The sequence below is a fragment of the Bradyrhizobium sp. AZCC 1577 genome (assembly GCF_036924575.1).
In the GTDB taxonomy this organism is placed as follows: Bacteria; Pseudomonadota; Alphaproteobacteria; order Rhizobiales; family Xanthobacteraceae; genus Bradyrhizobium.
The window spans coordinates 136,898-160,317 of sequence record NZ_JAZHRQ010000001.1; the positions used below are offsets into that span (position 1 = coordinate 136,898).

Annotated in this window: 22 protein-coding genes; 11 read left to right on the forward strand and 11 right to left on the reverse strand. The window is 57.9% G+C overall.

What is annotated here, in order from left to right; all coding sequences use genetic code 11:
- Positions 1-10 precede the first annotated feature (10 nt).
- Together V1278_RS00620 and V1278_RS00625 are read right to left on the reverse strand one after the other, a co-directional pair.
- Complete coding sequence (locus V1278_RS00620) at positions 11-2,113, reverse strand: HAMP domain-containing methyl-accepting chemotaxis protein (protein ID WP_334379327.1); 2,103 nt, start codon at positions 2,111-2,113, stop codon at positions 11-13.
- A gap of 63 nt (positions 2,114-2,176) precedes the next feature.
- On the reverse strand, positions 2,177-2,470 hold the full coding sequence (locus V1278_RS00625) for a hypothetical protein (protein WP_334366991.1): 294 nt from the start codon (positions 2,468-2,470) through the stop codon (positions 2,177-2,179).
- 57 nt (positions 2,471-2,527) lie between these two features.
- Here V1278_RS00625 and V1278_RS00630 point away from each other — a divergent pair, with 57 nt between their 5' ends.
- Positions 2,528-2,812, forward strand: a complete 285-nt coding sequence (locus V1278_RS00630) for a hypothetical protein (protein ID WP_334379328.1) — start codon at positions 2,528-2,530, stop codon at positions 2,810-2,812.
- A 434-nt stretch (positions 2,813-3,246) separates the two neighbouring features.
- Complete coding sequence (locus V1278_RS00635) at positions 3,247-4,182, forward strand: helix-turn-helix domain-containing protein (RefSeq protein ID WP_334379329.1); 936 nt, start codon at positions 3,247-3,249, stop codon at positions 4,180-4,182.
- Positions 4,183-5,170: 988 nt separating this feature from the next.
- Here the strand turns inward: V1278_RS00635 and V1278_RS00640 are convergent.
- Positions 5,171-5,374 carry a cold-shock protein gene (locus tag V1278_RS00640; protein ID WP_334384067.1) on the reverse strand — a complete coding sequence of 68 codons (204 nt, stop codon included), beginning with the start codon at positions 5,372-5,374 and terminating at the stop codon, positions 5,171-5,173.
- A 661-nt stretch (positions 5,375-6,035) separates the two neighbouring features.
- On the opposite strand from V1278_RS00640, the gene V1278_RS00645 reads away from it, so the two are divergent.
- The gene (locus V1278_RS00645) at positions 6,036-6,230 is read left to right on the forward strand and encodes a hypothetical protein (RefSeq protein WP_334379330.1); all 195 of its coding nucleotides are present in this window, start codon (positions 6,036-6,038) and stop codon (positions 6,228-6,230) included.
- 40 nt (positions 6,231-6,270) lie between these two features.
- Positions 6,271-6,639: a hypothetical protein gene (locus V1278_RS00650; protein WP_334379331.1), complete on the forward strand. Its 369-nt coding sequence runs from the start codon at positions 6,271-6,273 to the stop codon at positions 6,637-6,639.
- A 186-nt stretch (positions 6,640-6,825) separates the two neighbouring features.
- Here V1278_RS00650 and V1278_RS00655 read toward each other — a convergent pair whose 3' ends face one another.
- The gene (locus tag V1278_RS00655; RefSeq protein ID WP_334379332.1) at positions 6,826-8,739 is read right to left on the reverse strand and encodes a putative bifunctional diguanylate cyclase/phosphodiesterase; all 1,914 of its coding nucleotides are present in this window, start codon (positions 8,737-8,739) and stop codon (positions 6,826-6,828) included.
- A gap of 2 nt (positions 8,740-8,741) precedes the next feature.
- Entirely contained in the window at positions 8,742-10,172 is a 1,431-nt protein-coding gene (locus V1278_RS00660; protein WP_334379333.1) for a sensor histidine kinase, read from the reverse strand.
- A gap of 207 nt (positions 10,173-10,379) precedes the next feature.
- Here V1278_RS00660 and V1278_RS00665 point away from each other — a divergent pair, with 207 nt between their 5' ends.
- Both V1278_RS00665 and V1278_RS00670 read left to right on the forward strand, forming a co-directional pair.
- On the forward strand, positions 10,380-11,858 hold the full coding sequence (locus V1278_RS00665; protein WP_334379335.1) for a sensor histidine kinase: 1,479 nt from the start codon (positions 10,380-10,382) through the stop codon (positions 11,856-11,858).
- Positions 11,851-12,240 (forward strand): response regulator, encoded by a 390-nt coding sequence (locus tag V1278_RS00670; RefSeq protein ID WP_334379336.1) that lies wholly within the window; start codon positions 11,851-11,853, stop codon positions 12,238-12,240. Before V1278_RS00665 ends, V1278_RS00670 begins: the two co-directional genes overlap by 8 nt.
- A 94-nt stretch (positions 12,241-12,334) precedes the next feature.
- Here V1278_RS00670 and V1278_RS00675 read toward each other — a convergent pair whose 3' ends face one another.
- Positions 12,335-13,126 carry an outer membrane protein gene (locus V1278_RS00675; protein WP_334364774.1) on the reverse strand — a complete coding sequence of 264 codons (792 nt, stop codon included), beginning with the start codon at positions 13,124-13,126 and terminating at the stop codon, positions 12,335-12,337.
- 260 nt (positions 13,127-13,386) lie between these two features.
- On the opposite strand from V1278_RS00675, the gene V1278_RS00680 reads away from it, so the two are divergent.
- Positions 13,387-14,730, forward strand: coding sequence for an aminotransferase class I/II-fold pyridoxal phosphate-dependent enzyme (locus V1278_RS00680; protein WP_334379337.1), 1,344 nt, complete (start codon positions 13,387-13,389; stop codon positions 14,728-14,730).
- Positions 14,731-15,553: 823 nt separating this feature from the next.
- Here the strand turns inward: V1278_RS00680 and V1278_RS00685 are convergent.
- Positions 15,554-16,066: an anthrone oxygenase family protein gene (locus V1278_RS00685; RefSeq protein WP_334379338.1), complete on the reverse strand. Its 513-nt coding sequence runs from the start codon at positions 16,064-16,066 to the stop codon at positions 15,554-15,556.
- A 484-nt stretch (positions 16,067-16,550) separates the two neighbouring features.
- Here V1278_RS00685 and V1278_RS00690 point away from each other — a divergent pair, with 484 nt between their 5' ends.
- Positions 16,551-17,330: a Crp/Fnr family transcriptional regulator gene (locus V1278_RS00690; RefSeq protein WP_334379339.1), complete on the forward strand. Its 780-nt coding sequence runs from the start codon at positions 16,551-16,553 to the stop codon at positions 17,328-17,330.
- Positions 17,331-18,182: 852 nt separating this feature from the next.
- Here V1278_RS00690 and V1278_RS00695 read toward each other — a convergent pair.
- From V1278_RS00695 to V1278_RS00705, 3 genes are read right to left on the reverse strand one after another with little or no spacing between them, the layout of a single operon-like run.
- On the reverse strand, positions 18,183-19,232 hold the full coding sequence (locus V1278_RS00695) for an HD-GYP domain-containing protein (RefSeq protein WP_334379340.1): 1,050 nt from the start codon (positions 19,230-19,232) through the stop codon (positions 18,183-18,185).
- Between the two features lie 37 nt (positions 19,233-19,269).
- Complete coding sequence (locus V1278_RS00700; RefSeq protein WP_334379341.1) at positions 19,270-19,497, reverse strand: hypothetical protein; 228 nt, start codon at positions 19,495-19,497, stop codon at positions 19,270-19,272.
- A gap of 13 nt (positions 19,498-19,510) precedes the next feature.
- The gene (locus tag V1278_RS00705; RefSeq protein WP_334379343.1) at positions 19,511-19,852 is read right to left on the reverse strand and encodes a PilZ domain-containing protein; all 342 of its coding nucleotides are present in this window, start codon (positions 19,850-19,852) and stop codon (positions 19,511-19,513) included.
- 58 nt (positions 19,853-19,910) lie between these two features.
- Between V1278_RS00705 and V1278_RS00710 the strand changes: the two genes are divergently transcribed.
- Both V1278_RS00710 and V1278_RS00715 read left to right on the forward strand, forming a co-directional pair.
- Positions 19,911-20,201: a hypothetical protein gene (locus tag V1278_RS00710; protein ID WP_334379344.1), complete on the forward strand. Its 291-nt coding sequence runs from the start codon at positions 19,911-19,913 to the stop codon at positions 20,199-20,201.
- A 659-nt stretch (positions 20,202-20,860) separates the two neighbouring features.
- On the forward strand, positions 20,861-21,565 hold the full coding sequence (locus V1278_RS00715; RefSeq protein ID WP_334379345.1) for a helix-turn-helix domain-containing protein: 705 nt from the start codon (positions 20,861-20,863) through the stop codon (positions 21,563-21,565).
- A gap of 155 nt (positions 21,566-21,720) precedes the next feature.
- Here V1278_RS00715 and V1278_RS00720 read toward each other — a convergent pair whose 3' ends face one another.
- Positions 21,721-22,074 (reverse strand): hypothetical protein, encoded by a 354-nt coding sequence (locus tag V1278_RS00720; RefSeq protein WP_334379346.1) that lies wholly within the window; start codon positions 22,072-22,074, stop codon positions 21,721-21,723.
- Between the two features lie 1,047 nt (positions 22,075-23,121).
- Here V1278_RS00720 and V1278_RS00725 point away from each other — a divergent pair.
- Entirely contained in the window at positions 23,122-23,325 is a 204-nt protein-coding gene (locus V1278_RS00725; RefSeq protein ID WP_334379347.1) for a hypothetical protein, read from the forward strand.
- The last annotated feature ends 95 nt before the right edge of the window (positions 23,326-23,420 follow it).

Below are 23,420 nucleotides of genomic sequence, written 5' to 3' on the forward strand. Positions count from 1 at the left end.
AAGGGCGCCGTCAGGCCGCGCGCACCGTTGCGAGGAACTGGTCGACTTCGGTCTTGAGTCTTACGCTATCGTTCGACAGCGTTTGGGCCGATACCAGCACCTGACTTGAAGCGGCGCCGGTCTCGCTCGCGCCGCGCTGCACGTCAGCGATGCTCGAAGCTACCTGCTGGGTGCCTTGCGCCGCCTGCGTGATATTGCGGGAAATCTCCTGGGTCGCGGCTCCTTGCTCTTCGACAGCGGAGGCAATGGTCGACGAGATTTCCGATATGCGGTCGATCGTTCCGCTGATCTCCTTGATCGCGGCCACCGACTCTTGCGTCGCGGACTGGATACCGGCAATCTGGTGACTGATTTCGCCAGTCGCTTTCGCTGTTTGCTCGGCGAGCGCCTTGACCTCCGATGCGACCACGGCAAACCCGCGCCCCGCTTCTCCAGCCCGCGCCGCTTCGATGGTGGCATTCAAAGCCAGCAGGTTGGTCTGTCCGGCAATGGTGTTGATCAGATCGACGACATCGCCGATGCGGGCTGCAGCCTGCGACAAGGCGGTGACGCGGTCGTTGGTCTTTTGCGCCTGTTCCACAGCCGCGCCGGCGATTCTCGCCGCTTCCAGCACCTGACGGCCGATCTCGTTGACGGAGGAACTCATTTCCTCGCTGGCTGAGGCGACCGACTGGACGTTCGCCGATGCTTCCTCGGAGGCGGCAGAGACGGTGGTGGAGAGTTCCTGTGTACTTTCGGCGGTCCGGGTCAGCGTATTGGCCGCGGCCTCCAGTTCTGTCGAAGACGAGGACAGCGTCTCGATAATCTCTCCAACCGCGTTCTCGAACCGGTTAGCCAACGCGTGCATTTCCGTCTTACGCTGAGCCGCGGCACGCGCTTCCGACTGCGCCTGCTCGGCTCGCAAGCGGTCTGCCTCGATGATGTGGTCCTTGAAGACCTGGACCGCGCCCGCCATCTCGCCGATCTCGTCGGCGCGTCCGATCGCCGGCACAACAATAGATGTGTCGCCGCCGGCGAGCTTGCCCATGGCGGCGGTCATTCCCTGGATCGGGGTTGCGATCGAACGCGCCGTAAATAGCGCAATCATCGCGCTAACGCCCAGTCCCGCCGCGAGCAACCCCCATAGGACCATCTCCAGGAACGAAATACTCGCGTGAACCTCCTGTTGCTCTTGAACGAGCATCTTCTTCTGGTGCGTCTTGATGCCTCCGGAGCGAGTGCCGTCGAGACCCTTGGGCCCATCGAGCAAGTCAAGGATCTTGAGTGCGCGCGGCGCTGCTTCGGTAACGAGAATTTCGACGGGCGCGTTCCAGTTCGTGGACTCCCGGAGAGAGAATGTCTTTTCGTACAGCGGCGCAAGCTCGCTCCGTGCCCGTGTGATCTTTTCGAAGGACGCCAGCTGCGCGATGGTGAGCTGTCCCTTTTGCGCACCCACGGCGGCGAAGCCTTTTTCGAACAGCTCCCACGGTCTGGCGAACTTGTCCTTGTCGCTCCCCTCACCGGACAACAGGTACAGGCGCAGCTGCGCCATAGCGGCGGCGAAATTGCCGCGCGTATCTGCCATGGCCTTGAGCAGTCTCTTCCGGTCGGCTGTTGCCTCCAGGCCTTCCTCCTCGTTGATCATCCTGGTGATCTCGGAGAATACTACCTCGGCGCGTGGGTTGGCTTCGGCAGTCATGAGCTTCGTCGCCGGATATGCGTCGGCGGTGAAGGCCAGCGCCTCAGCCTTGTCCTGGGCAGCGCGGAACTCCGCGAGCAGTACCTTGGCCTCGGCCCATTTGCGCTTGTTTTCAGGGTTCGTAAATTGCGCCGCCTTGTCATCAAAGGCAGCCACGTTGGTGTCCATCTCCTTCCACATCGCCATGCGGTCGAGCTTGCCCTGAGGATTTCCCGTCAGCAGGTAGCCCCGCAACGTCGCCAGCGTGGAATAAAGATTGCCGACCAGTTCCGCACTTGCCAGCGCCACGGGCGTGCGTTGGTTCACCATGCGATCGACGGTCGAGGAAATACCACCGACCGCGAACACGGTATATCCAGCCGAGAGCGCGGTGATTGCAGATACGGCGATAAAGCCAGTAATCAGACGGCCGCGAATACGAAAATTGAAAGACATGGCAGGGCTCCGCGGGTCGCTGGGACCCGAAATGGATTTGCAGAATGAATTGCGTGAAATGCGCTACGCGGAAGGTCGCGATAGGTTTCGGTCAAGCGCCGGTCTGATCAAGACCGGCTTGGGCACCTCACTGATTGAACTGGGATGCACCGGCGAAATGCCATACCGGCGCTGAATAAAACCAAGAAAGCTCTTCTGTCTTGAATGCGGTAGAGTCCCTGCCTCGAGCTTAGCGGCGCTTTCAGGATCGTCGAGAAGCGGCGCAAATTCGTCGCCGTCTTCCATCGACACCATGAGATCGACGCGGTGCTTGTGTTCTAACTGAATGCGGGCTGCCTTTCGATTATTCCACTTCATGACGATTCCCCGCAGTAAAGGCACTGAATTTGACTAAAGCAATTGCAGAACTCATAGATGAACGGCCTCGCCACGCGCAGCTTCAATGAGCTGATCGATCCTCGCCGACTACGCCAGCAACTGTTCTCTGGCCGCCCCATTCCCGATCTGCCTAACGAGCGATTGGATGCACATGTTTGCGAGGTCAAGAATAAGGATGGCGCGGCGCAAATCCTCCCTTGTGTGAATTTGCAAACCTTCAACGCTCGACAGCAGTGCGGCGAGGTTGGTCAAAACATCAAATGGTCTCTGGCGCGAGCAGTCAGGTCGGGTTGCCCGCTGGTGCAGCCCATGAGAATTTAGGGGCGTAGACATCCGCAATCACCGCACTGCTTCGTTATGTCGGAAGCAAAAAAAGAAAATGAATGACACAAAAACTCGAAAGCCACACACAAACGCACCACTCGGACAGCCCAGCTTTGACTAGCTATGCGGCCGTGACAAACCGGCCTGTGTCGATCCGCCGTTGCATGCTCGTACAAGTGGTGGAATGATCACGCCGTAATGGTTAATCGAGCGTTATATATTCGGCTGTGATTGGTGGCATGGTACCGAGAGTTCACTGAAACAATGTCGAAATTCGGCAGGCCCGAGAAGAAGGCTGGGGGCTGGTCCTTTCCGCCGGCCTAGCTCGATCCGTATTACTCCGGTGGTCAAAAATTGATGGACGTCAAACTCCGTTCTGAGGTCAATGCCATAATGGCGATCCTACCGCGGTTGCCAACGCCAATTACGTGATGAACAGCGACGTTCTGCCAACGCTTGCCCCAAAAGTATTTCGCTTCAGCGACATTGATCAATATCGGACTGCCGTGCGAAATCTGGCCGTGGAGTTCACCCCGCTCGTGCGGAGAATCTCGGCTGCGCAAACCATCCTGCATCTGCCGGGTTGCGATATCAATTTCGCACAGTCCTTCCCACGGATTGCCGAAGGCCAACTTGCCCCAAATTGCACCGCCGTCGGATTTTTGATGGACGAGGGTTCATCCATTCGCTTCAACGGGGTCGAAAAAGATCGGTCGGCTATCGTGATCGGACGCAATGGTGCTACATACACTACGGTCGAACGGACCGAGCTACAATTCACGTCGGTTATCTTCACGCAGGAAATGCAAGATCGTGGGTGGCCCCAAGCAGGTCCGAATTGGAAGGTGTTTGAAACGAGTGCATCTGCGCATTATCGCCTCCGCGAACTGGTGAGGCACATCTTATCAAGCTCTTTGGGATTCGATGCCTCCGAAGTGGGCGAGGTTTCCTCGGCGATGCGGGAGTCCCTGGTTGCCGCCATCGATGGCGCATTCGCCAACGTTATTGATGCAAGGTGGACCTCTCGTGCGAACTCCATCGGGCAGTTCAAACTTTTCCGGGACATCCAGGCAGTATTGTCCGAGAGCATCGGGCGTCCAGTCTACAGCGGAGAACTTGCGCGAAATGTCGGCGTCTCGGTACGAACCCTGCACGATGCGGTTCAGCGACACCAGGGAATGAGCCTCCATCAATATCTACGCTTGAGACGGCTATGGCTCGTGCGCCAGCGACTGCTGGCAGGGATGGGTAGCGTCAAAGCGTGCGCACTCGCCTGCGGTTTTTGGCACCTAGGCGATTTCGCCAGGAGCTATCGTTTGCAATTTGGCGAGTCGCCTTCAGAAACTCTGACCAAACTTCAGCGATAGAGGTCTGCCGCACCGAACTCCTCGATCTCGATAGTGCGTGTCGATTCCAGTACGACGTTCTAGAACTCCTACTTCGTCACCTCGATGAAGAGTGTCGACCTGTGGCCCTTCACCATGTCCTCGCTCCTCGCCGATATCGGCATTGAGCTTGGCGTATTTGGCTGCTTCGCGTTCTGGCCGCCGTGGTCTTTGGCTCTCGACGGCTCATGTAGATCCGATCGTGGATATCTCTGCCCCTCAAAAAATTCACTCCCCTTCCCTTCTTAATTCGAGCGGCGGAAACCCACCTACCTGGGGAGCAACTGACACAGCCCTACGCGCCAGTAGCGGGATGCACTGGCGGTCCAGTCAGCGGCGTCCGACCCAGGACGCAGCAGCATGTTGCGGGGTATACTTGCAAGGACGGCACTTACGTGCGCCCCATTGCGCGCGCAACGCCGCCGAGAGGCAAGCCCCGAACGGCGATCCGGCCGGGCCGTGCACGCGAACAGATGATCACGCTCGGGGAAATTGGTCTGGTCCTTCCCGGCTGCTCGTCTACTGCGGCGCCCACAAATGCTCGCACTCCGTCCTGATCGACGCCAACCGTTGGCCGGACAGCCTTCGACTATCCGATTTGGAATCGCTGCTTTATGGCAAGGTTTGCGGACACCGCGGCGCCGACCTCAGGCCGCTATTTGCAAAGGCGCACGTGAGCACGGGCGCATAAAGCAGAAACCCGCCGGGTTGAGGTCGGCGGGTTTCGTACTCTCGCGGGGGCTTGGGCGGGTTTCCGCGATTGGGCCATGCGTAGCAACCTGAGATTAACGATTATTAAGTTTGCACCGGCCGGCACCCCTCAGCCCTACACGATAAACTCGGCAACCGGCGCATCCCTCCTTTAGGAACGGGCATTGACCGGCACGTTGACATGCCAACGACGGCCCAGCATTCCCCCAGGCTGGGGCCGTTTCTCTTTCAGATGCCGGCGAGACGGCGGAATTGATTTCTATCCGACTCTCAGATTTTCGGCGGACGTTTTGCCACGGTTGCTCATTTCTTCGTAGCTCACTTTGGCACCCTCATTGAGGCTGCTCAGGCCGGCTCTCTCTACGGCCGAGATGTGCACAAAAACATCCTTGCCGCCGTCGTCGGGTTGAATAAATCCATAGCCCTTAGTCGCGTTGAACCACTTAACTGTACCTGTCGCCACGTCCGCACTCCGTTTTTGAATCAATGGCGACAGTCTAAGGGCGCCAGACGGTTCACGGCAAGGAAAACCCGCCGGCGTGAACCGGCGGGCTTTGGTCCCCGCCGCTTCAACGATTTTGGCGGCTCGATGCTGTCTGGCAAGGTCGCTGTTGGGAGACATTGCCTTAGCCAATCCAGCGCCTGCTGCGGCGTGTCGAAGCTTTCATCCTGGTCCGCCGCGCCATCGTCTCTGCCTTAAGAGGTAGAAACCATTGTCTGATTTTAGTACCCAGACCCCCTTACAGGGACAATCTGAACCGCCAAGATTGAATCAGCGCTAACGATGATCATGCCGTCCCCAGTGCATTTGCCCACCGACGTGATGCCGATGCGCATTAGGCTGAGCCTATTCCGGCATGCTTGCCCGTTGAGCGCCTCCTGAAAACAGTCTTGATTATGTGGATACCAGCACGCAGGTTGGCAACGTCAACCATCTCAAAGAGTTCTCAAACCAGGACCTTGCAATGAGTAGTTGGCAGAGAACGATTTTGAAGGCACCACTTTTGAATTCGATGTCATAGACGAGTTGAAGCCGCCGGGAGACTGACGTGAGGCTTTTCGCGACTAGCTAAAAGCAGTATACTACGTGCATTGCACTTTGTTTGTTGCGTTGAGGGCCGATCATGTTGGACGATGAATTTAAGAAACAGCGCGCCCAAGTTGTGCGCGATCTTGCGGAGAAAGCCGACCCATTCATCAAAAAGCGTCTTCTTGATCTCGCAGCCCGATATGAAGACAACGGCCGACTCTCTGAAGTCACTAAGACACCAAACGACCTGCAGTTCGGAAGCCATAACAACGGCGGTTCGGAACGTTAAGGCAGGCCAGGCATCCGGCGGCTTCTAAGGCGAAGGGAAAATGAGCGCAGCGGACAAACTTCACGAATTCGCAGAAATGTTAGCGGCGGCGTCTAGAGGCCGTTCGCAAGCCGCTTCAACCGTGGCCGAACCCTCACAAACCAATACAATTGCCCCAGAGAATACTACCGTCGACGGCGGCCCGGTAAACGACTTAACGACAGCAAATCAACCACTCTCACCACTTGCCGATCTTGATTTGGACACGGCAATCCGCCTCCGCTGGGCGCTGCGCGATATCAAAGCCAAGCGGACGAAATTAACGCCAGTCAATCCAGACGATCTCAAGACCTTGATTGAAGTCGACCTGGTCGAAATGCGCGACGACGTGCCCGTGCTTACCAACGAAGGCCATCGAGCGATTGATTAAAAGCGGTTCTTTCTCGCCTAGCTTCCGACCTGGCGCAGGCGGCTTGGCTGTGCAGCTAAGACAACTCTCAGGAAGGCTGCAGGAAAATCGTCAACTTTGGTGGGATCACCCTTGGCCCGGCGCTACCGTGTCGCCAACAATTCAAGAGATGTTCAACGGCGCCATGTAGCCGTGGAAGCACACACCTCAAGAATCGGAAGCTGGCGCTCCGCCGGCTTTAAGCTGCTCCAGCAATCCTGGCACTTCAGCCGGTGGCACCGGTTTACTGAGCAGGTATCCCTGAACTTCGATACAGCCCTCCCGGCTCAGGCAATGCATTTGCTCTTCCGTCTCGACTCCCTCGGCGGTTGTCGTGATGCCGAAGCTCACACCGAGCCCGGCGATCGCCCGAACGATGGCTAGGCTTCCCTCGTCGACGAGCACGTCCCGGACGAAGGATTGATCGATCTTGATCTTGTCGAAAGGGAAACTGCGCAGATAACCGATGCTGGAATAGCCCGTGCCAAAATCATCCATCGAGATCCGCACGCCCAGCGAGCGCAGATGGTTCAAGATCCCGATGTTTCTGTCGGATTTCTCAAGCAAGACCGATTCCGTGATCTCCAGCTCGAGGCGGCTCGCTGGCAGTCCCGATGAAGCCAGCGCGCTCATGACCGTGGAAACAAGGTTCCCCTTGGCGAACTGCAAGGGAGACAGATTGACCGAGAGGTTGATTTCGTCCGGCCAGCGGATCGCCTCCATGCATGCTTGTCTCAAGGCCCACTCGCCCAGCGGCAGGATCAGGCCCATTTCCTCGGCGACCGGAATGAATTCCGACGGCGCCACCGAGCCCCGCTCGGGATGATGCCAGCGCATCAACGCTTCAAAGGCGGTTACCTTCTTGGTCTGCAGGTTAACCAGCGGTTGATAGAACAGGCTGAAGTCGCCCTGGGCCAACGCGTTGCGCATATCCCGCTCCAGCGACCGCCTGGTCTGGACGATGGCATCCATCTGCGGATCGAACATGCGAAATGTGCCGCGACCGCCGGACTTCGCGCTGTACATCGCGAGATCCGCGCATTTAAGGACGGTTTCCGCATTCATTTCACCAGGATGCACAATCGCAATTCCGACGCTCGCGCCCACAGTCACGTCGTTTCCCTCGATAGTCTGCGGATGAGCCGCGACCTCGATGACTCGCTCCGCAAGAGCGAGCGACGCTGATGGTTGGATACCCGATATCTGCAGGATCGCGAACTCGTCGCCGCCAAGCCGCGCAATGCGGTCCGTTGGCGGCAGCAGATCGCGAAGCTTGGCAGAAAGGGACTTCAGAAGCAGATCGCCGACCGAGTGGCCCCCGGTGTCGTTGACCGCCTTGAATCCATCGAGATCTACGAACAGGACCGCAAGCGGATGCGGTGTCACCGTTTCGTCTGTAAGCGCCTGCTCGAGTTGTTCCTTGAACAGCATCCGATTGCCGAGCCCCGTCAGCGAATCATGATAAGCTAGATATTGGGATCTCGCCTGCAGTTCCTCACGATCCGCGATCTCTTCCTTGAGCCTTTGATTGGCGTCGGCGAGGCGCTTGGTGCGCTCTTCCACGCGCGCCTCCAATGCTTCATTTGTCCTGCGAAGCTGCTCATTCGCAAACTCCACCTGCTGCTCGGCGCGCCTGCGGCTGATCTGCGTATTAACCCGCGCCAATGCGACCGAAAAATCCACCGGCTTCGTGACGTAGTCATTGGCGCCGCACTCGAGGGCGTCGACAATGTTGGTGCTTTCCGACTTGGCGGTAACCATGATGACGGGAAGTGCGGACGCCGATTTTCGATCGCGGATCCGCTTCAAGGTTTCTATGCCGTCAATTCCAGGCATCATGACGTCGAGAAGGACGAGATCGAACGTCTCTCTCTCGATCAGTTCAATGGCGGCAAGCCCGGATTCCGCCTCCGTGACGGCAAAGCCGCGCCGTTCGAAGCGCCGCGAAAGGATCGCGCGATTGTCGCTGATGTCGTCGACGATCAGCAAGTGTGGACGCACCTCAGCATTACTGTCGGTGGTGCTCGGCTCCTGTGACGCAAAGTCCTCGAGACGCGTCACATTCGAGTTCTGGATGGACATCGTTACACCGCCGATGGACTGACAGCCGCAAACGCGGGCATGATGGATGGTTCGTCGGCCGGCCGCTGCTCGGTCATCCAGGCCAGCACGCGTATCGTGAAGCAGGATCCCCGCCCCGGCTCGCTGGTTGCCGAGATGCCTCCGCCCATCAAGGCACAGAGCTTCTGGCTCAGCGCAAGACCGAGGCCCGTTCCGCCATACTTGCTAGATGTCGCCTGGCTGGCCTGACCAAAATTCTGGAAGAGTCGTCCGATTTCGGACTCGGTGATGCCTATCCCGGTATCCTGCACCTGGATCTCGATCCAGTCGCCCGCCTGATGCCTGCGGCGCTGCGCGGACAGGATGATCGTGCCCCCTTCCGTGAACTTCGCCGCATTGCTCAACAGATTGAGCGCAGCTTGCCGCAGCTTGGTCTGGTCCGTGGACACGATGCCCAGGTTGGAGGGGCACCTGACGACGAGCTTGTTCTTCTTTTCGGCCACCGCCGGCTCAACCGTGGCCACAACCTCGTGAACCATGTCATTCAGATCGAACTGTTCGATCTTCAGCTCGACATGGTTGGACTCGATCTTGGACAGATCGAGGACGTCAGTCACCAGCGACAACAGATGCTTTCCTGCCGAGTTGATCCGTTCGAGATCCGGCTTCCTTCGGCTGTTCTTGCCCTCGAATTCCACATCCTCGAGCAAGATCTCGCTGAAGCCGATCACCGCGTTCAGGGGCGTTCGAAGCTCGTGGCTCATCTTGGCCAGGAAGATCGACTTTGCACGGTTCGCCTCGTCGGCCATGTCCTTGGCTTCGCGCAGGCGCACCGCTGTTTCCCGATGGTGCTCGGCTTCTCGCTCGAGCTCGGATCCCACGGTGATCATGTTGGCGTAATAGATTGCCATCCACGACATGTAGATCGTGGCGGACAGGATCGAGATCCACCCGACCATCGAAAGCTGCTCATGCGACAGAAGCGTCGGAAAGCCCCACAGCAGGTAGGCGAGAACGAAGCCAAGAATGTTGAACGTGAACAGGCCGACGACAAGGATCGGCCGTTCCGATAGATAGAAGAAACCAAGCAGCAGGCTGACGATCAACCACGGCAGAAAGGGCGAACTGACGCCGCCGTAGAAATAGGCACCGAACAGCGAGGTGAAGGCAAGCAGCTCAACCGAAATCAGCGCCGATAGCTGCAGGTTGCCACTCGTCTTGTAGACAAACGGAAGTGTCCAGAACAACCAGATGCAAACGATGACGGTCCAGCAGGCAGCGCCCCGATGCGGGTCGCTGAGATAGAGAAACAGACTGATGGACTGCGACAGTGCCGGTCCGAACAGATGCGTGAATATGAAGTTCTGCGCGAGTCCCCGCTTGGAGCGCTCGAGGTTGGCCTCCGCGGGAATAAACCAATCAATAAATCTAACGATTTCTTGCCAAATGGGCATATCCAGCCCCCACTAATTATTATTGAGGGCAAGCTAGAGCGCCACCTTTTAAAAATCAGTTTAGTCATGGGTGCTTGCCGATTAACGCCGTTTTAAGTGAGCTCTGGAACTGTTACTTGCCGGAAAGTGCACCTCTCTACTTGCAAACGCGCAAGCGCGACGGCTCGGAATATCGGAAAGCCAACTCGCAGAAGCGGGCTCAGTTTCATGAAAGAGAAATTTTCAAGGGCAATTGCTGCCCTCGATAAGCTGGTCAACTACTTCATTCCGCCCAGCATCGCCGCCGATCGCGATACGCGAAACCGTGCTCACGTGTTTCTCGTCAGTCACATCCTGGGTCCCTTCATCGGAAACGTCGTTCCGATTTCGATCTATCTGCTTGACCCCGCGCCCGGATATGACGTGGCAGTGCTCGCGGCGTCGATCACGTTGTTCTGGGTATTTCCGTTCATTCTGCGCGCCGGGGCGCCATACGATACGCTCGCGCTGGTCTCGATCGAGAACCTGATCTTCTGTATCCTCTGGAGCTGCTTCCTCTATGGCGGCGTGACGTCGCCTACGCTCGCCTGGGTGCTCGTCATCCCGTTGCTGGCGTTTTTCTATCTCGGCTCATCGAGCAAGCTGCGACTGATCGTCATGATCATGTTCGCGGTCAACGTCGCGATCTTCAGCTTCTTCTATTTCCATGCATTCGAAATTAACAGCAAGCTGCCGGTTGCTGCGATGCAGGGGCTCGGGCTCGTCTCGACGACGGCAGCGTCGATCTATGTGGCGATGATGGCGCTCTACTACGCGAAGATCCAGGCATCGCAGAGCGAGCTTGAAAGCGAGATGCGTCAGCACATGGCAACGGCGTCGGCGCTGCGCGCGGCTACCGAGGAAGCCGAGCGCGCGGGAGCCGCGAAATCGGAATTTCTGGCCAAGATGAGTCACGAGTTGCGCACGCCGCTCAACGCGGTGATCGGTTACAGCCAGATGCTGCTCGAAGACGCCGAACTCGACGGCGATCGCGAGGGCATTGCCGACCTGACCAAGATCCACATGGCTGGGCAACACCTCTTGAAGCTTGTCAACGAGGTGCTCGATCTTTCGAAGATCGAAGCCGGCAAGATGGAGCTGCACCTGGAAGAGACGGATTTCTGCGCCTTGTTCCACGAGATCGCTGAGAAGGCGATGACTTCGGTCGAGGCAAGCGGGAACGAGTTCGCCTGCTCGATCTCCCCCGATCTCGGGACCGCGCTCTGCGATGCCGGCAAGTTTCGTAACGTCGTCGGACAGTTGACCGATAACGCCGCGAAATTCACCCACAACGGGAAGGTGGAGCTTGCCGCAGGACGCCTGAAGAGCGCGGCGGGAGATCAACTCGTCGTTGACGTTGTGGATACGGGGATCGGCATCGCGCCGGATCAAATGGCGAAACTGTTCGAGAAATTCACCGTCGCCGACGACTCCAGCACCAGCAAGTATGGCGGTACGGGGCTTGGGCTGGCGCTCAGCCAAAGGCTCTGCAAGTTGATGGGCGGCGAAGTCACCGTGGAAAGTGAGCCCGGGAAAGGCAGTCGCTTCACGGTCAGCATACCGCTCGTCGAAGGCCGGCGAAAGACCGACCGTTACGCCACGGCGACGCTCGTCCCCGACCTCACCGACACGGCTCTGCCTGCGTCAGCCGGGATTGCCCATGCATAGGATCCTGCTGGTCGAAGACAACGAGATGAACCGGGACATGCTCACGCGCCGTCTCGAGCGCAACGGCTTCTCTGTCTGCTGTGCCTGTGACGGTCCAACGGGCGTAGACATGGCAGCGAGCGAATTGCCCGATCTGATCCTGATGGATGTGGCGCTCGGCGAAATGGACGGTTGGGAAGCAACACAGCGGATCAAGGCCAATCCGGCGACATCCGCCATTCCGATCATTGCGCTGACCGCCCATGCGCTCGCCAGCGATCGCGACAAGAGCGTCGAAGTTGGCTGCTCCGATTTTGATACGAAGCCCGTCGACCTGCAGCGGCTGCTGGGCAAGATGCGGTCGCATCTGCCGTCGGTCGCTCGTGAGAGTCCGGCCGCCTAGGCCCCCGCTCAAAAAGTGTTCTGCCGAGCGGCTTACATTGCCCATAAAGAAAGGCGGGCTGCCTTTCTTTATGCGTCGAACTTCAGCGTCGCTGTCAGTATTTCGCAACCACCGGGCCACCAAACCTGTAGTTCACGCGGGCCGTGACGAGATCAACATCCTGACGGGTGGCAACCGTGCCGGCGTAAGCACCAGCCGGGCTGGTAAAGTCAAACGTGCGGTCCTGCATGAACAGATGATCGTACTCCACACCGACCGACCAGTTCGAAGCGAAGCCGAATTCGAGGCCGACGCCTACCGCGGCTCCCCATCGCGTGTCGTTCGCAGCGCCGAGAACGATGCCGGTCGCATTGTCGGTGTAGCGGAAGCGGCTATCGGTGACGGCGCCGCCGCCCTTGACGTAAAACAGTGTATTTTCGACGGCCCAGCCGATCTGGCCGGTGAACAGGCCGAACGCTTCGATCCGTGACCGGTTGGTCGTGGCAGGGAACGGCGGGCTGATCTTGCTGCCGTTGAGGTCAGCCCAGTTACCCTGCGCTTCCAGACCAAAGACTGCGGCGCCTGCCTGCCAGCGATAGCCGATCTGGCCGCCGGCTACGGCGCCTGTCGCATCGTGGCAGCCTTCGGGGCCGAGCAGCGCAGGGGGTACCGGCGTGGGCGGAACAAGATCCCAGCAGTTGCGACTCGAGCCCCAGCCGCCGTTCGCGCCGATATAAAAGCCGGTCCATGAGAATACCGGAACAGGCGGGATGGGCGGGGCCGCCTTCACAGGCAGTCGCAAATCCGCAGCGAATGCGGGCGCGGAAAGCGCACAGACAACCATCGCTGCCGCCGCGACCCGGCTTGAAATTTTGTGGAATGGCTGGCCTTTCAGGACGCCGATCATGAATTCCTCGCTTGCTCCGGATGGGCCTTGAAACGTGAAAGACACATTGCGCCATCTATGGTTAACGCCGCCTTTACGCGCGCGGGCGCCCAAGACCCCCGCGGCCCTTCCTGGCGTCCGCCATGACTTTCTGTGCAGCTCTTAAGGTACAGAAAACCAAACACAAATTTCGCCGGAAAAGGCCGGAAAACTTCCCAATATCCAACCAGGAATTAATCTCGTCCCGGGCATACAGAATAACCAAAAAATGCGAGTTCGGGATGGCTTCAAACGATTCATACACCGGTATTGCGCCGGCCGCCTTGACGGGCAGCATGAGGGACTTCCGCGTCCCCGGTGGGGCAGACCTCTTGGGACGCACCGAAGGTTTCTTCCGCTGGCAGGATCTGCGCCGGCATCACGGCCTCTGGCCCTTCTCTCGTGCCACGGAGGACGGTCCCAAGACCGTTTGCTCTGCTCAGGACGACCGGGGCAACAGGATGCTCGGCGTAAACTTTGCTTCGCAGGACTATCTCAGCCTGGCATCGCATCCGGCCATCAAGGCAACGGCCATCGAAACCATTGAGCGCTGCGGGGTACATAGCGCAGGCTCTCCGGCGCTCGTGGGCAATACTTCGTATTCAGTGGCGCTCGAACGCAAGATCGCCGAGTTTCTGGCGATGGACCATGTGGTGCTGTACCCGACGGGTTGGGCCGCGGGCTTCGGCGTCGTGAAGGGCCTCGTCAGGTCGGCCGACCATATCGTGATGGACATGCTGGCACACTCCTGCCTGCAGGAGGGCGCTCACGCGGCAACTCAGAACATTCACCTCTTCCGACACCTCGACAACGAGTATTGCCGGAACATTCTCACGAAAATACGGGCCAAAGATAAAGAGAACGGAATCCTTGTAATCACCGAGGGATTGTTCTCGATGGACTCCGACACGCCCGATCTGAGGGCGCTGCAGACCCTCTGCCACGAATTCAACGCGACACTTGTGGTCGATGTCGCACATGACCTTGGCTGTCTCGGCGAAGACGGTCGTGGCCACATCGGGCTGCAGAATATGCTCGGCCAGATCGATATCGTGATGGGGAGCTTTTCCAAGACGTTTGCGTCGAACGGCGGATTCGTCGCCTGCAAGAGCCGAGCGGTGCAGGAGTATCTGCGTTTTTACAGCGCGCCTGCAACTTTCTCCAATGCCCTCTCGCCGGCGCAGGCAGCGACGGTCCTCAAAGCGTTCGAGATCATCGGGTCTGCCGAGGGGCATGCGCTACGGCGCAAGATGTTAGCCAATGTCCTGTCGTTGCGACGCGAGTTGAAGCAGGTGGGCCTCGACTATTACGGCGACCCGTCCGCAATCGTTTGCGTAAAAATGGGCTCGGAAGGCCTGGCGCGTCTCGTTTCTAGACGGCTGATCGAACTCGGATTGGTCGCCAACCTCGTGGAATTTCCCGCCGTTCCCAAGGGGGCGGCCCGAATTCGCATGCAGGTGATGGCCAATCACTCTGAGGAAAACATCGTCACGGCTGTGCAAATGCTGGCCACTGCAAAGACGGAAGCGGGACTGGAACTCGACGAGCTGCGGCGGATCAACCCCGCAAAGAGCGTCGCAGCTTGACACGCAACTCCCGGTCAGGTCGGTCGTCAGGAGCAGATCCGACAGGTTCGCACGGCGCGGAGTAGGCGCTCGTACCCCGACTCGGACCTGCAGCACTACTCCTCTTGCGTCGGGTACACGCGAACTGGCGACGCAGAACCGCCAAAAATGGTTGCCTACGTGTTTGTCGTATCTCAGCGTTGTACTCTCCTGGACGCGCGCCAGTCCCTTTCGCTCGGCGAGCGCCTTGAGCTCGGATGCTTCCACGGCAAACCCGCACCACGCCTCTCCAGCCCGCGCTGCTTGGTGGCATTCAAAGCCAGAAGGTTGGTCTCCTGAGTCTTGCTCGAGGTCCCATAATCTAGTTCTGGATAAAGCAAGTCGGCTGGCGCTAACCACTGCCCACACGTCACACGGAAATCGAGTTTTGGTAACTGTATGTCCCCTTGATCCAGCTCCGCTCCTGTCCCCAGCTAGTAAGAAGTATCGCGCAATCTCCTTCTCGGGAGGTCCTTCGATTCAGTCGTCGCTCCGCGATCCATTTAGGTCCGGCTGACGCGCGAGGCCGGTGATGTCACCGCACCCGATGACCGGTCATCTTGCTAGTCAAGATCGCCAGCAGATGTGCGCTCCCTTGGCCGACAACCCGACGGGACGCTGATGAAACTACTTAGACATGCTGATGGGCTTTGAGAAGGTCGGCTGATCGGGACCGGAAGTGATCGACGCCCGGTCGAATCGACCCGAATGATGGCTATGGACATTCGGTGAAGAGTCCCGGCCAGAGCATTGGAGCCACTCAAGCGGTGCATTCTTCTGCAACCTGGCTGGTGAAAGACCTACCTCATACAGTCCCTGGGGCGGTCAGTCGCGATCTCGTCAATCCGAAAACGGCGAAAATCAACGCGATGCCTGAAGCGATCGTTCGCACTTGATTCCAGAACTGCCAGCGCCCTGAATAGCTTTCCCAAGCCTCCCGAGCCGCATTAAGGTCCGACGGAACAGGCGTCACCGCCAACGCCTCGTTCATGGGAACGTTCACAGCCATCGTGAGGAAAAGGCCGAAAGCCAAATAGACCGCAGCCGCGGCCAGGAACCACAAGGCAGCCACACTTTGACCGGCACCGCGCATTGCGGCCGCCGTGAAAACCAAGACTACCGGTGTCAAGAAAAATGCGGGAAAGAACACCGCATTGCGCACTGAAGCATTCATCGCCTGCATGGCAGCGATTGCGACACGGGGGTCCGCCGGATCGAGCCCCCACATCGTCGAGCAGACCCAAGCATAGAAGAATCCGAAAATTGCACCGCAAAAGACAATTGACGCGATCGATAGCGCCACGAGCACTCTAGACATTGTAGCCTCCCTTAGGCCGATCATTCTGTTCTCACGACCAATGCAGGCCACTAACAAGCAGATCATCCGCTGAGCGCGTGACCTTTGTCAAAATTACAGCGCTCAGAATGTATGGGTGATGGGTAAAAATTGCGAAATTTACGCGCTTGGCACTTTTTCGGACATTCGGACATCGGCACTGAGCGTTTCAGGATGGACGATAGAACGCGTCGATTGCCGCTTGTGCACTTCTTGCGGAAGATCTTCCCGCCCGCGGCGGGACGTTTCAAAACCGCGGTGTTGGCGGTGCCCGGCGTAGATTGAAAGGGCTGCGCAATATTACGGAATTATGAAAGAGCCCCTAAGCAAAAACAAAGAGCCTAAGCAAAACTCCCAGAAGACAAACCATAGTGCCCTTGGTAAGGCGCGACGCCAACCGAATTTCGGTCCAGGCCGTCCTTAAATCCGAAATGAATCATAATCACTGAAGGAATTGCCAGCCACAATGAAGCGCCATACGAGCGTTGGTAATCGACTGTTAGCTGGGCTGCCGTCAGCGGACCTTGGTTTACTCGCCCCTCACTTCGAGCAAATATCGCTCAAACGAGACGCGGTGCTGGTGCGATCGGGAGATCGGAGTGACAAAGTCTATTTTCCGCACAGCGGGACGATTTCGTTCATGCTCGAAATGCCGAACGGAGAAACAGTAGCAACCTCCGTCATCGGGCCTGAGGGAGCGGTGGGCATGCTGTCAGTGCTCGGGCCCTCGCATTCTCCTACCACGGCGGTCGTGCGCGTGCCGGGGATCGCATCGCAGATCTCCGCATCAAGGTTTCATGCAGCCTTCGGTCAGAGCAGCCTCATCAAACAGGCGGTCCAGACCCACACAAGGGCAGTGTTGATGCAGCTTCAGCATGTGGCCGCCTGCAACGCGCTGCATCCTGTCGAAGCCCGCATGGCCCGATGGTTGCTCCACATTCACGATAGGATCGACGCTGATGCTATATTGCTAACGCAGGAAGCGCTTTCAGAGTTGCTTGGAGTACGACGAACGACAGTGACGCTGATTATGCGCAAACCACGGGCGTCGGGTGCTGTACGATCCGGCCGGCGGGGCTTGGTCGAGATTGACAGACCGCGGCTCGAAGGAGCGGCATGTGAGTGTTACAAGGTCATGAGCTGCCAATATCACCAGATTTTTTCCGCTGGATACAGCGAAGCCTCGCAGTCAGGCCGCTCCGGCAACCAAAACTCCGGCGATCTACATTCCGTTTTGGCCGAATAGGAATCCAAGATCGTTCTTCGTAAAACGATGCATCGCCTCCCGAGTAGGCTTCACCTGCCGCGATCCCCAGAAGAGCGACTACCGCCTTGCTCCGCATGGCTTCATTCAGCGGAGTGCCGGATAATTTGGCAATCACCCATTGGCAGGGGCTCCGTCTCCAAGAGAACGACGGAAAACGCATTGATTGTTCGATGTCCGTGTTCTGCCTTATGCCTACTTTGCCGGTCCGGATTACGCGATCACCGAGTCCAGCGGGTAGACAACAGGAGAAATAGTGCCCGATTCCCCCTGTAGTTGGCCGCCGGTCGGGTGCTTTCATAACCGCCCATAATCGTGGCCCCGTAGCGGTCACAGACCCGCCATTCCCACTTGGTCGGGCTTCGCCTGGTAATCAACACTTCCAACACGGTCGCGCCCCGCATCCCCAGTTGCGTACCATCAAGATTACCAATGGGCCTCAAGGTGTCGGTTCGCTTTTGGACTCTCAGCCGTAGTTTGGTGAAAGGAGTGTTTGAAACAGTGTTTGAAACACAGCGTGTCTAGCGATGTCTTAGCGACCCTTCCGGTGGGCAAGCCACAGCTCCTACTTGAGCACCCGCTACACCATGGTGGTATCGATACCCGAGCTGCTGACCGATCCTGAGGATGCCATCACGGCTGGCCTGCAGTTCGACAATTCGCGCCTCCAGCGGGCTTGACCCGATGCGGGCCGAGCTTGGTCCCATGCGTCCTAGCGCGCGTAAATAATAGCGCCTGTTTGATGCGGTGAAGGAGTCCAATGATCGCGCCATGTCGCAAGCAGCCGTCCTGATGGCTTTGCCTCGTTTCGGTGACCGACGGTCAACGCAAGGACTACCTGGCCAGCGCGACGTCCTTGAACGCAGCCACCAGGGCCGTTTCCAACTTTCCCTGCATCCTGGAAAGGATGCCGTATGCCTCCGCCCGGGGCATGGTCGGCTTGTACTGCCGATGCTCAATCAGCGCGGCGAAGATGTCGGAAATGGTCAGCATTCGAACGATGTCGGTGATACTCTCGGCACAGAGCGCATCCGGATATCCGCTGCCATCGAGATACTCGTGATGATGCCGGACAGCATCCAGGACCTCGTCGGAAATACCTGTGTGAGCTTTCAGGAAATCGTATCCTGCCACCGGATGGCTCTCGATAAGTGCGCGCTCCTCGGCGTTCAGCCGTCCGGGCTTGTCCAGGATCGCCAGCGGGATGGTTGCTTTGCCGATATCATGAAACATGGCAGCAGAGCACAGCCGTTCAAGATCGGTTCGCCGCAGTCCCAGGCTAAGTCCAAAGTCGATGGCCACGCCGGTTACGAGGAGGCAATGCTGGTAGGTCCCCTCGTGATGGCGCCGCACGGTCGTGAGCCATTCAGTGAGCCCGTGCTCTGTGATGCGATCGGCGATTTTCCTGCCAGCTTCTTTCGTCCCGATCACATCTATCGGCTCGCCCAGCGACACCGCGGTGAACATCGATCCAATGGCGGCAGCGGCGACGTCAACCGCGTTGTCTTGCTGCGGCGCGCCGGTTGGCGAGGAGCATGCTGGGGCTGCCGCATCGGCCAACGCAGCGAGCAATTTGGACCGGTTGATTGTGCCCGTTAGGGCGAGCGTGGCTCCCAGGGCATAGGCCTGCGAGATGCAGACGTGGGACGGCTCTTCGACAAGGAATATGCGTTTTGGCACCTTGGCCATGCGTGCACTCCTCTTCTTGAGAGCCGCGATGTTTTCGACGACACGTAGATCGGCCCGGACAACCACCGCATGAGACTCCTGGGAGAGCTTTGCGTCGACGTCGAGCCGTTCCGCTGCTACGCGAAATCTGCGGTCAAGAATGCCGCAAAGGTGGGACAACTTGGCGGCATCATCCGCCAGAACATGCACCAACATGCGGGTCGTCTCCGTTGAGCGACTTACTTGCGCGTCTTCATGCCCAAAACGAGCCCCGATCCTCAGGGGGCTCGTTCAACCATATCAGCGCCTCCCGCAACTCCAGGAATACGACTCGCTCTTTTGCGGTTGATGATACCTCTCCGCCGGAGAGATAGAGAAGGAAGCCCTTACCCTCGTCATGAAACAGAGCTTCTTTGGCCTCAAAAACTGCGAGAGAGGGGACATCGATGAAGGAGATCGTTCGCGAAGAGACTAGCTGCATGTGAGATCGCTCGTCATCCTGGTCCTGCAAGATTGACTTTTTGCGCACGAGCGGGATGGTCATTCTTGCCCGGGTGCTTTCTTGTCTTCTCGGTGACGAACCGCACGCCTACCTGTGACCCGTTGACCCAGACCAACTCGCACCGGCGAAATGCCATACCGGTGGAGGATAGAACCAAGAAGAATTCTTCTGTCTTGAGTGCGTCGGTAGAGCCTTCTACCTCAAGCTTGGCGCCGCTCTCAGAAGCGTCGAGAAGGGTGCAAATTCGTCGCCATGTCCCATCGACACCCATGAGGTTGACGAGGTGCTTGTGTTCAAATTGAACGCGGGCTGCCTTTCGATTATTCCACCGCATTGCAATCCCCTGGAGTAAAGGCCCTGACCTTAACTAAATCAATCATTGGAACTCATAGATGCGCGATCTCGCCACGCGCAGCTTCAATGAGCTGATCGATCCTCGCGGACTGCGCCAGCAAATGTTCGCTGGCCGTACCACTCCCGATCTGTCCAACAAGCAATCGGATGCACATGTTTGCGAGATCAAGAGTGAAGATGGCGTCGCGCAAATCCTCCGCTGTTTGAATTTTCAGACCTGCAACGCTCGATACCAGGGCGGCGATTGGTCAAAACGTCACATGGTCTCTGGCGGGAGCGGTCTGGTCGGGCTTTCCGTTGGTGAGGCCGATGAAAATTTAGGAGCGTAGACATTCGCAATCACCGCAGTATCGGCGTTTCGTCCGGAAGCGATCAAGTAAAGAAATGAATGACACAAGAACTCGAAAACCACACAAACTCGCACTACTCGGGCAGCCCAGCTTTGCTAACTATGCGGCCACGACAAACCGGCGTGTGCTGATCCGCTGTTGAATGCCCGTGCAGGTAGTGGAATGATCACGCCATAGTGGTTAATGCAGGGTTATGCACTCGACGGTGATCGGTGGTCTGGTACCGAAATTCGGTGCAAACGATGTCGAAATTCGGCGAGCCCTAAAATGCTGACGATGTTCTTTTCCGCCAACCAGGCTCGATCCGTAATACTACGGGGGCCAGAGTTTGACGGGAGCCAAAATCCATTCTGGGGTGAATGACATACTGCCGACCCCGCCGTGGTCGCCAACACTATTGCCTGATGAACAGCGACGCTCTGCCAGCACGTGCGCCAGAAGTATTTCGCTTCAGCGACATTGATGAGTATCGAACTGCCGTGCGAAATCTCGCCGTGGAGTACATCCCTCTCGTGCGGAATCTCGGCTGCACAAACCATCCTGCGTCTACCAGGTTGCGACGTCAATTTCGGCTCAGTCCTTTCCACGAATTGCCGGAAGGCCAACTTGCCCCAAATTGCACCGCGGTCGGATTTTCGATGGACGACGGTTCACCCATTCGCTTCAACGGGGTCGAAAGGGATCGTCCGGCTATCGTGATCGGACGTAATAGTGCTGCATACACCACGGTTGAGCGGACCGCGCTGCAGTTCACGTCGGTTATCTTCACGCAGGAAATGCAAGATCGGGGGTGGCCCCAGGCGAGTCCGAATTGGAAGGTGTTTGAAACGAGCACATCTGCGCATTATCGGCTCCGCGAGCTGGTGAAGCAGATCTTGTCAAGCGCCTCGAGATTCGATGCCTCCGAAGTGAGCGGCGTTTCCTCTGCGATGCGGGAGTCCCTGGTTGCCGCCATCGATGCCGCATTCGCCAACGTTGTTGATGCAAAGTGGGCCTCTCGTGCGAACTCCATCGGGCAGTTCAAAGTTCTTCGGGACATCCAGGCAGTGCTGTCCGGTAGCATCGGCCGTCCGGTCTACAGCGGAGATCTTGCGCGACATGTCGGCGTCTCGGTACGAACCCTGCACGATACGGTTCAACGATACCAAGGCATGAGCCTCCATCGATATCTGCGCATGAGACGGCTATGGCTCGTGCGCCAGAAGTTGCTGGCAGGGATGGGTAGCGTCAAAGCGTGCGCACTTGCCTGCGGTTTCTGGCACCTCGGCGACTTCGCCAGGGGCTACCGTTTGCAATTTGGCGAGTCGCCCTCAGAAACGCTGAGCAGATCGCTTCAGCGATAAAGCCGGTCCGCTCCGGTGTCGCCCAAGCAGCCTCTTAATGTCTTCATCGGCAGGGTCTTCGACCTGGCCCCCGCCCATCAAGCCGCCCGTATGGGGCCATAAATAAAATGGCCGCAGATCGCTCTGCGGCCCACCGGACTAAAGAATGCTTTATCCTACTGAAATGCGCCTAGCACCGATGTGCCACCAGAATTAGCGCAGAAGCGTGGATCATTCTTGTCCGGGAGTCTACGGACGTTCCCGGTAGGGTACAAGAGCCCCTCCACTGCGCGCCTCAACGACTCCCGGTTCACTTTCGACACCTGCCTCAGTCGTTCTTTAGCGCTCGTGTCCTCGAGAGATTCGACAAGGCTATCGAGGACTTCAAGGCTCCTCGACAGCTCTTTGATCGCCTTGGCGAGTTTCACACTCGCTGCCATGAACGCAACGGCAGCGATGGCTACCGGGCTTTTGGGGTCCGTCGTGCCCTTAAGTTTCTTTTCTGAAATCAGCGGAAATACATTGCTCATTTTTCAATCCTCGGGCTTGGCTAACGATGCGGATTCAGCAGCCGCAATACGGTCGCCGCGGGAGCTGGTCGCGCGCTGCCAAAGCTTCAATAGACCACGCGCTAGAACCCTAGAAAGCTTAGACCCGCCGTAAAGTTTGCGCGCTCGCCTCGCTTGCGGAAGGATGGCTTGGGGGCATCATCATGCGCAGGGCTCAGAAGTTCGTTGAGGCCGGGCAGTGGCCGGATAGGCTACGCGATGACGGAAATCGCGCTGTCTGAAGTCAGCAACGGTGCGAAGTGGAATCCCCTTCATTTAAAGATGCCGATGCTATTCTTGCCGATCCTGAATTTGCTTCAGTACTGAAAACGGTTTTGAAAGTCGGCCATGTATTGCTCCCGGTGCCCGAGGAGATGGAGAAATGAACGAGCTGGAGCCCAGGACCACGACTGCAGAGTGGCTTTGGTAAGGCGCCGCTGTCTTGGCCCTCACAATCATGGCAGGGGTAATGACGCGTTTCCCCGCTGAGCGTCTTTCCCTGCTTGTCACCGGGTTGGATGCGGTGGGAATTGCTTCCATGACTCTTGATCAGGTCGAATTGGCGATTGGTGACCGGTTCAAGATGAGTCCCCTTGGGGCAGTTCGATGCCCGCATCTAGCCGACGGGAGGGAGTGATCGTCGATCGTGTAGGCTTGGTAAATCTGCGTTCACGTTCGCATCGGCCTTATTAAGGCTCAAGAAGTCTTCTTGATCAAGCAGTGCGCGTTCAAATGTTCGACAGCAACCCCGGCCGGTCGTCGCTCCCGCTTTCGCGTGTGACGCCCGCGTGGCGTCCGTCACAGTGGCAGCCTTGGTGAACTGCCCCAGCAAATAAATCCGCGTCGTGCGCCGCACACTCCCCACCCCGGCTCGTTGCGTTCGTTGGCTTGCTTGCGATGAATGATGTGGTTGAACTCATTTTAAGTACCTACCAGTCAATGCGCCCCCTTGATACCGAGCGAGCTGCCGACTCGCCGGACTGGCGCTTACCCCTCCCGCGAAAGGAATGAGGACATGAACTGGCGGCGATGATCCTCGATGACTTAAGCAAGATTGAAGGTTGCCCCAAGCGCGGAATTAAAGTGACGGTCTACGGCTCTAACCCGTGGAATTCGTTGCTGTCATTTGGCACCGCAGCTGGCCCGGTTCGCAACAAGACCGAACTCCAGACTTTCTGCCAGATCATTACGGATCGACTTAAGCGGCTCTACAACGTTTCGGGCTCTGGTTGAGCGTCTCCCCGGATGGGCTTACCCTTTCTATGACCGGCGCCCGAGCTGTTCGCCTGATGCCCATTGTGTTCCAGAATTAACCTCCAGCGCGGACA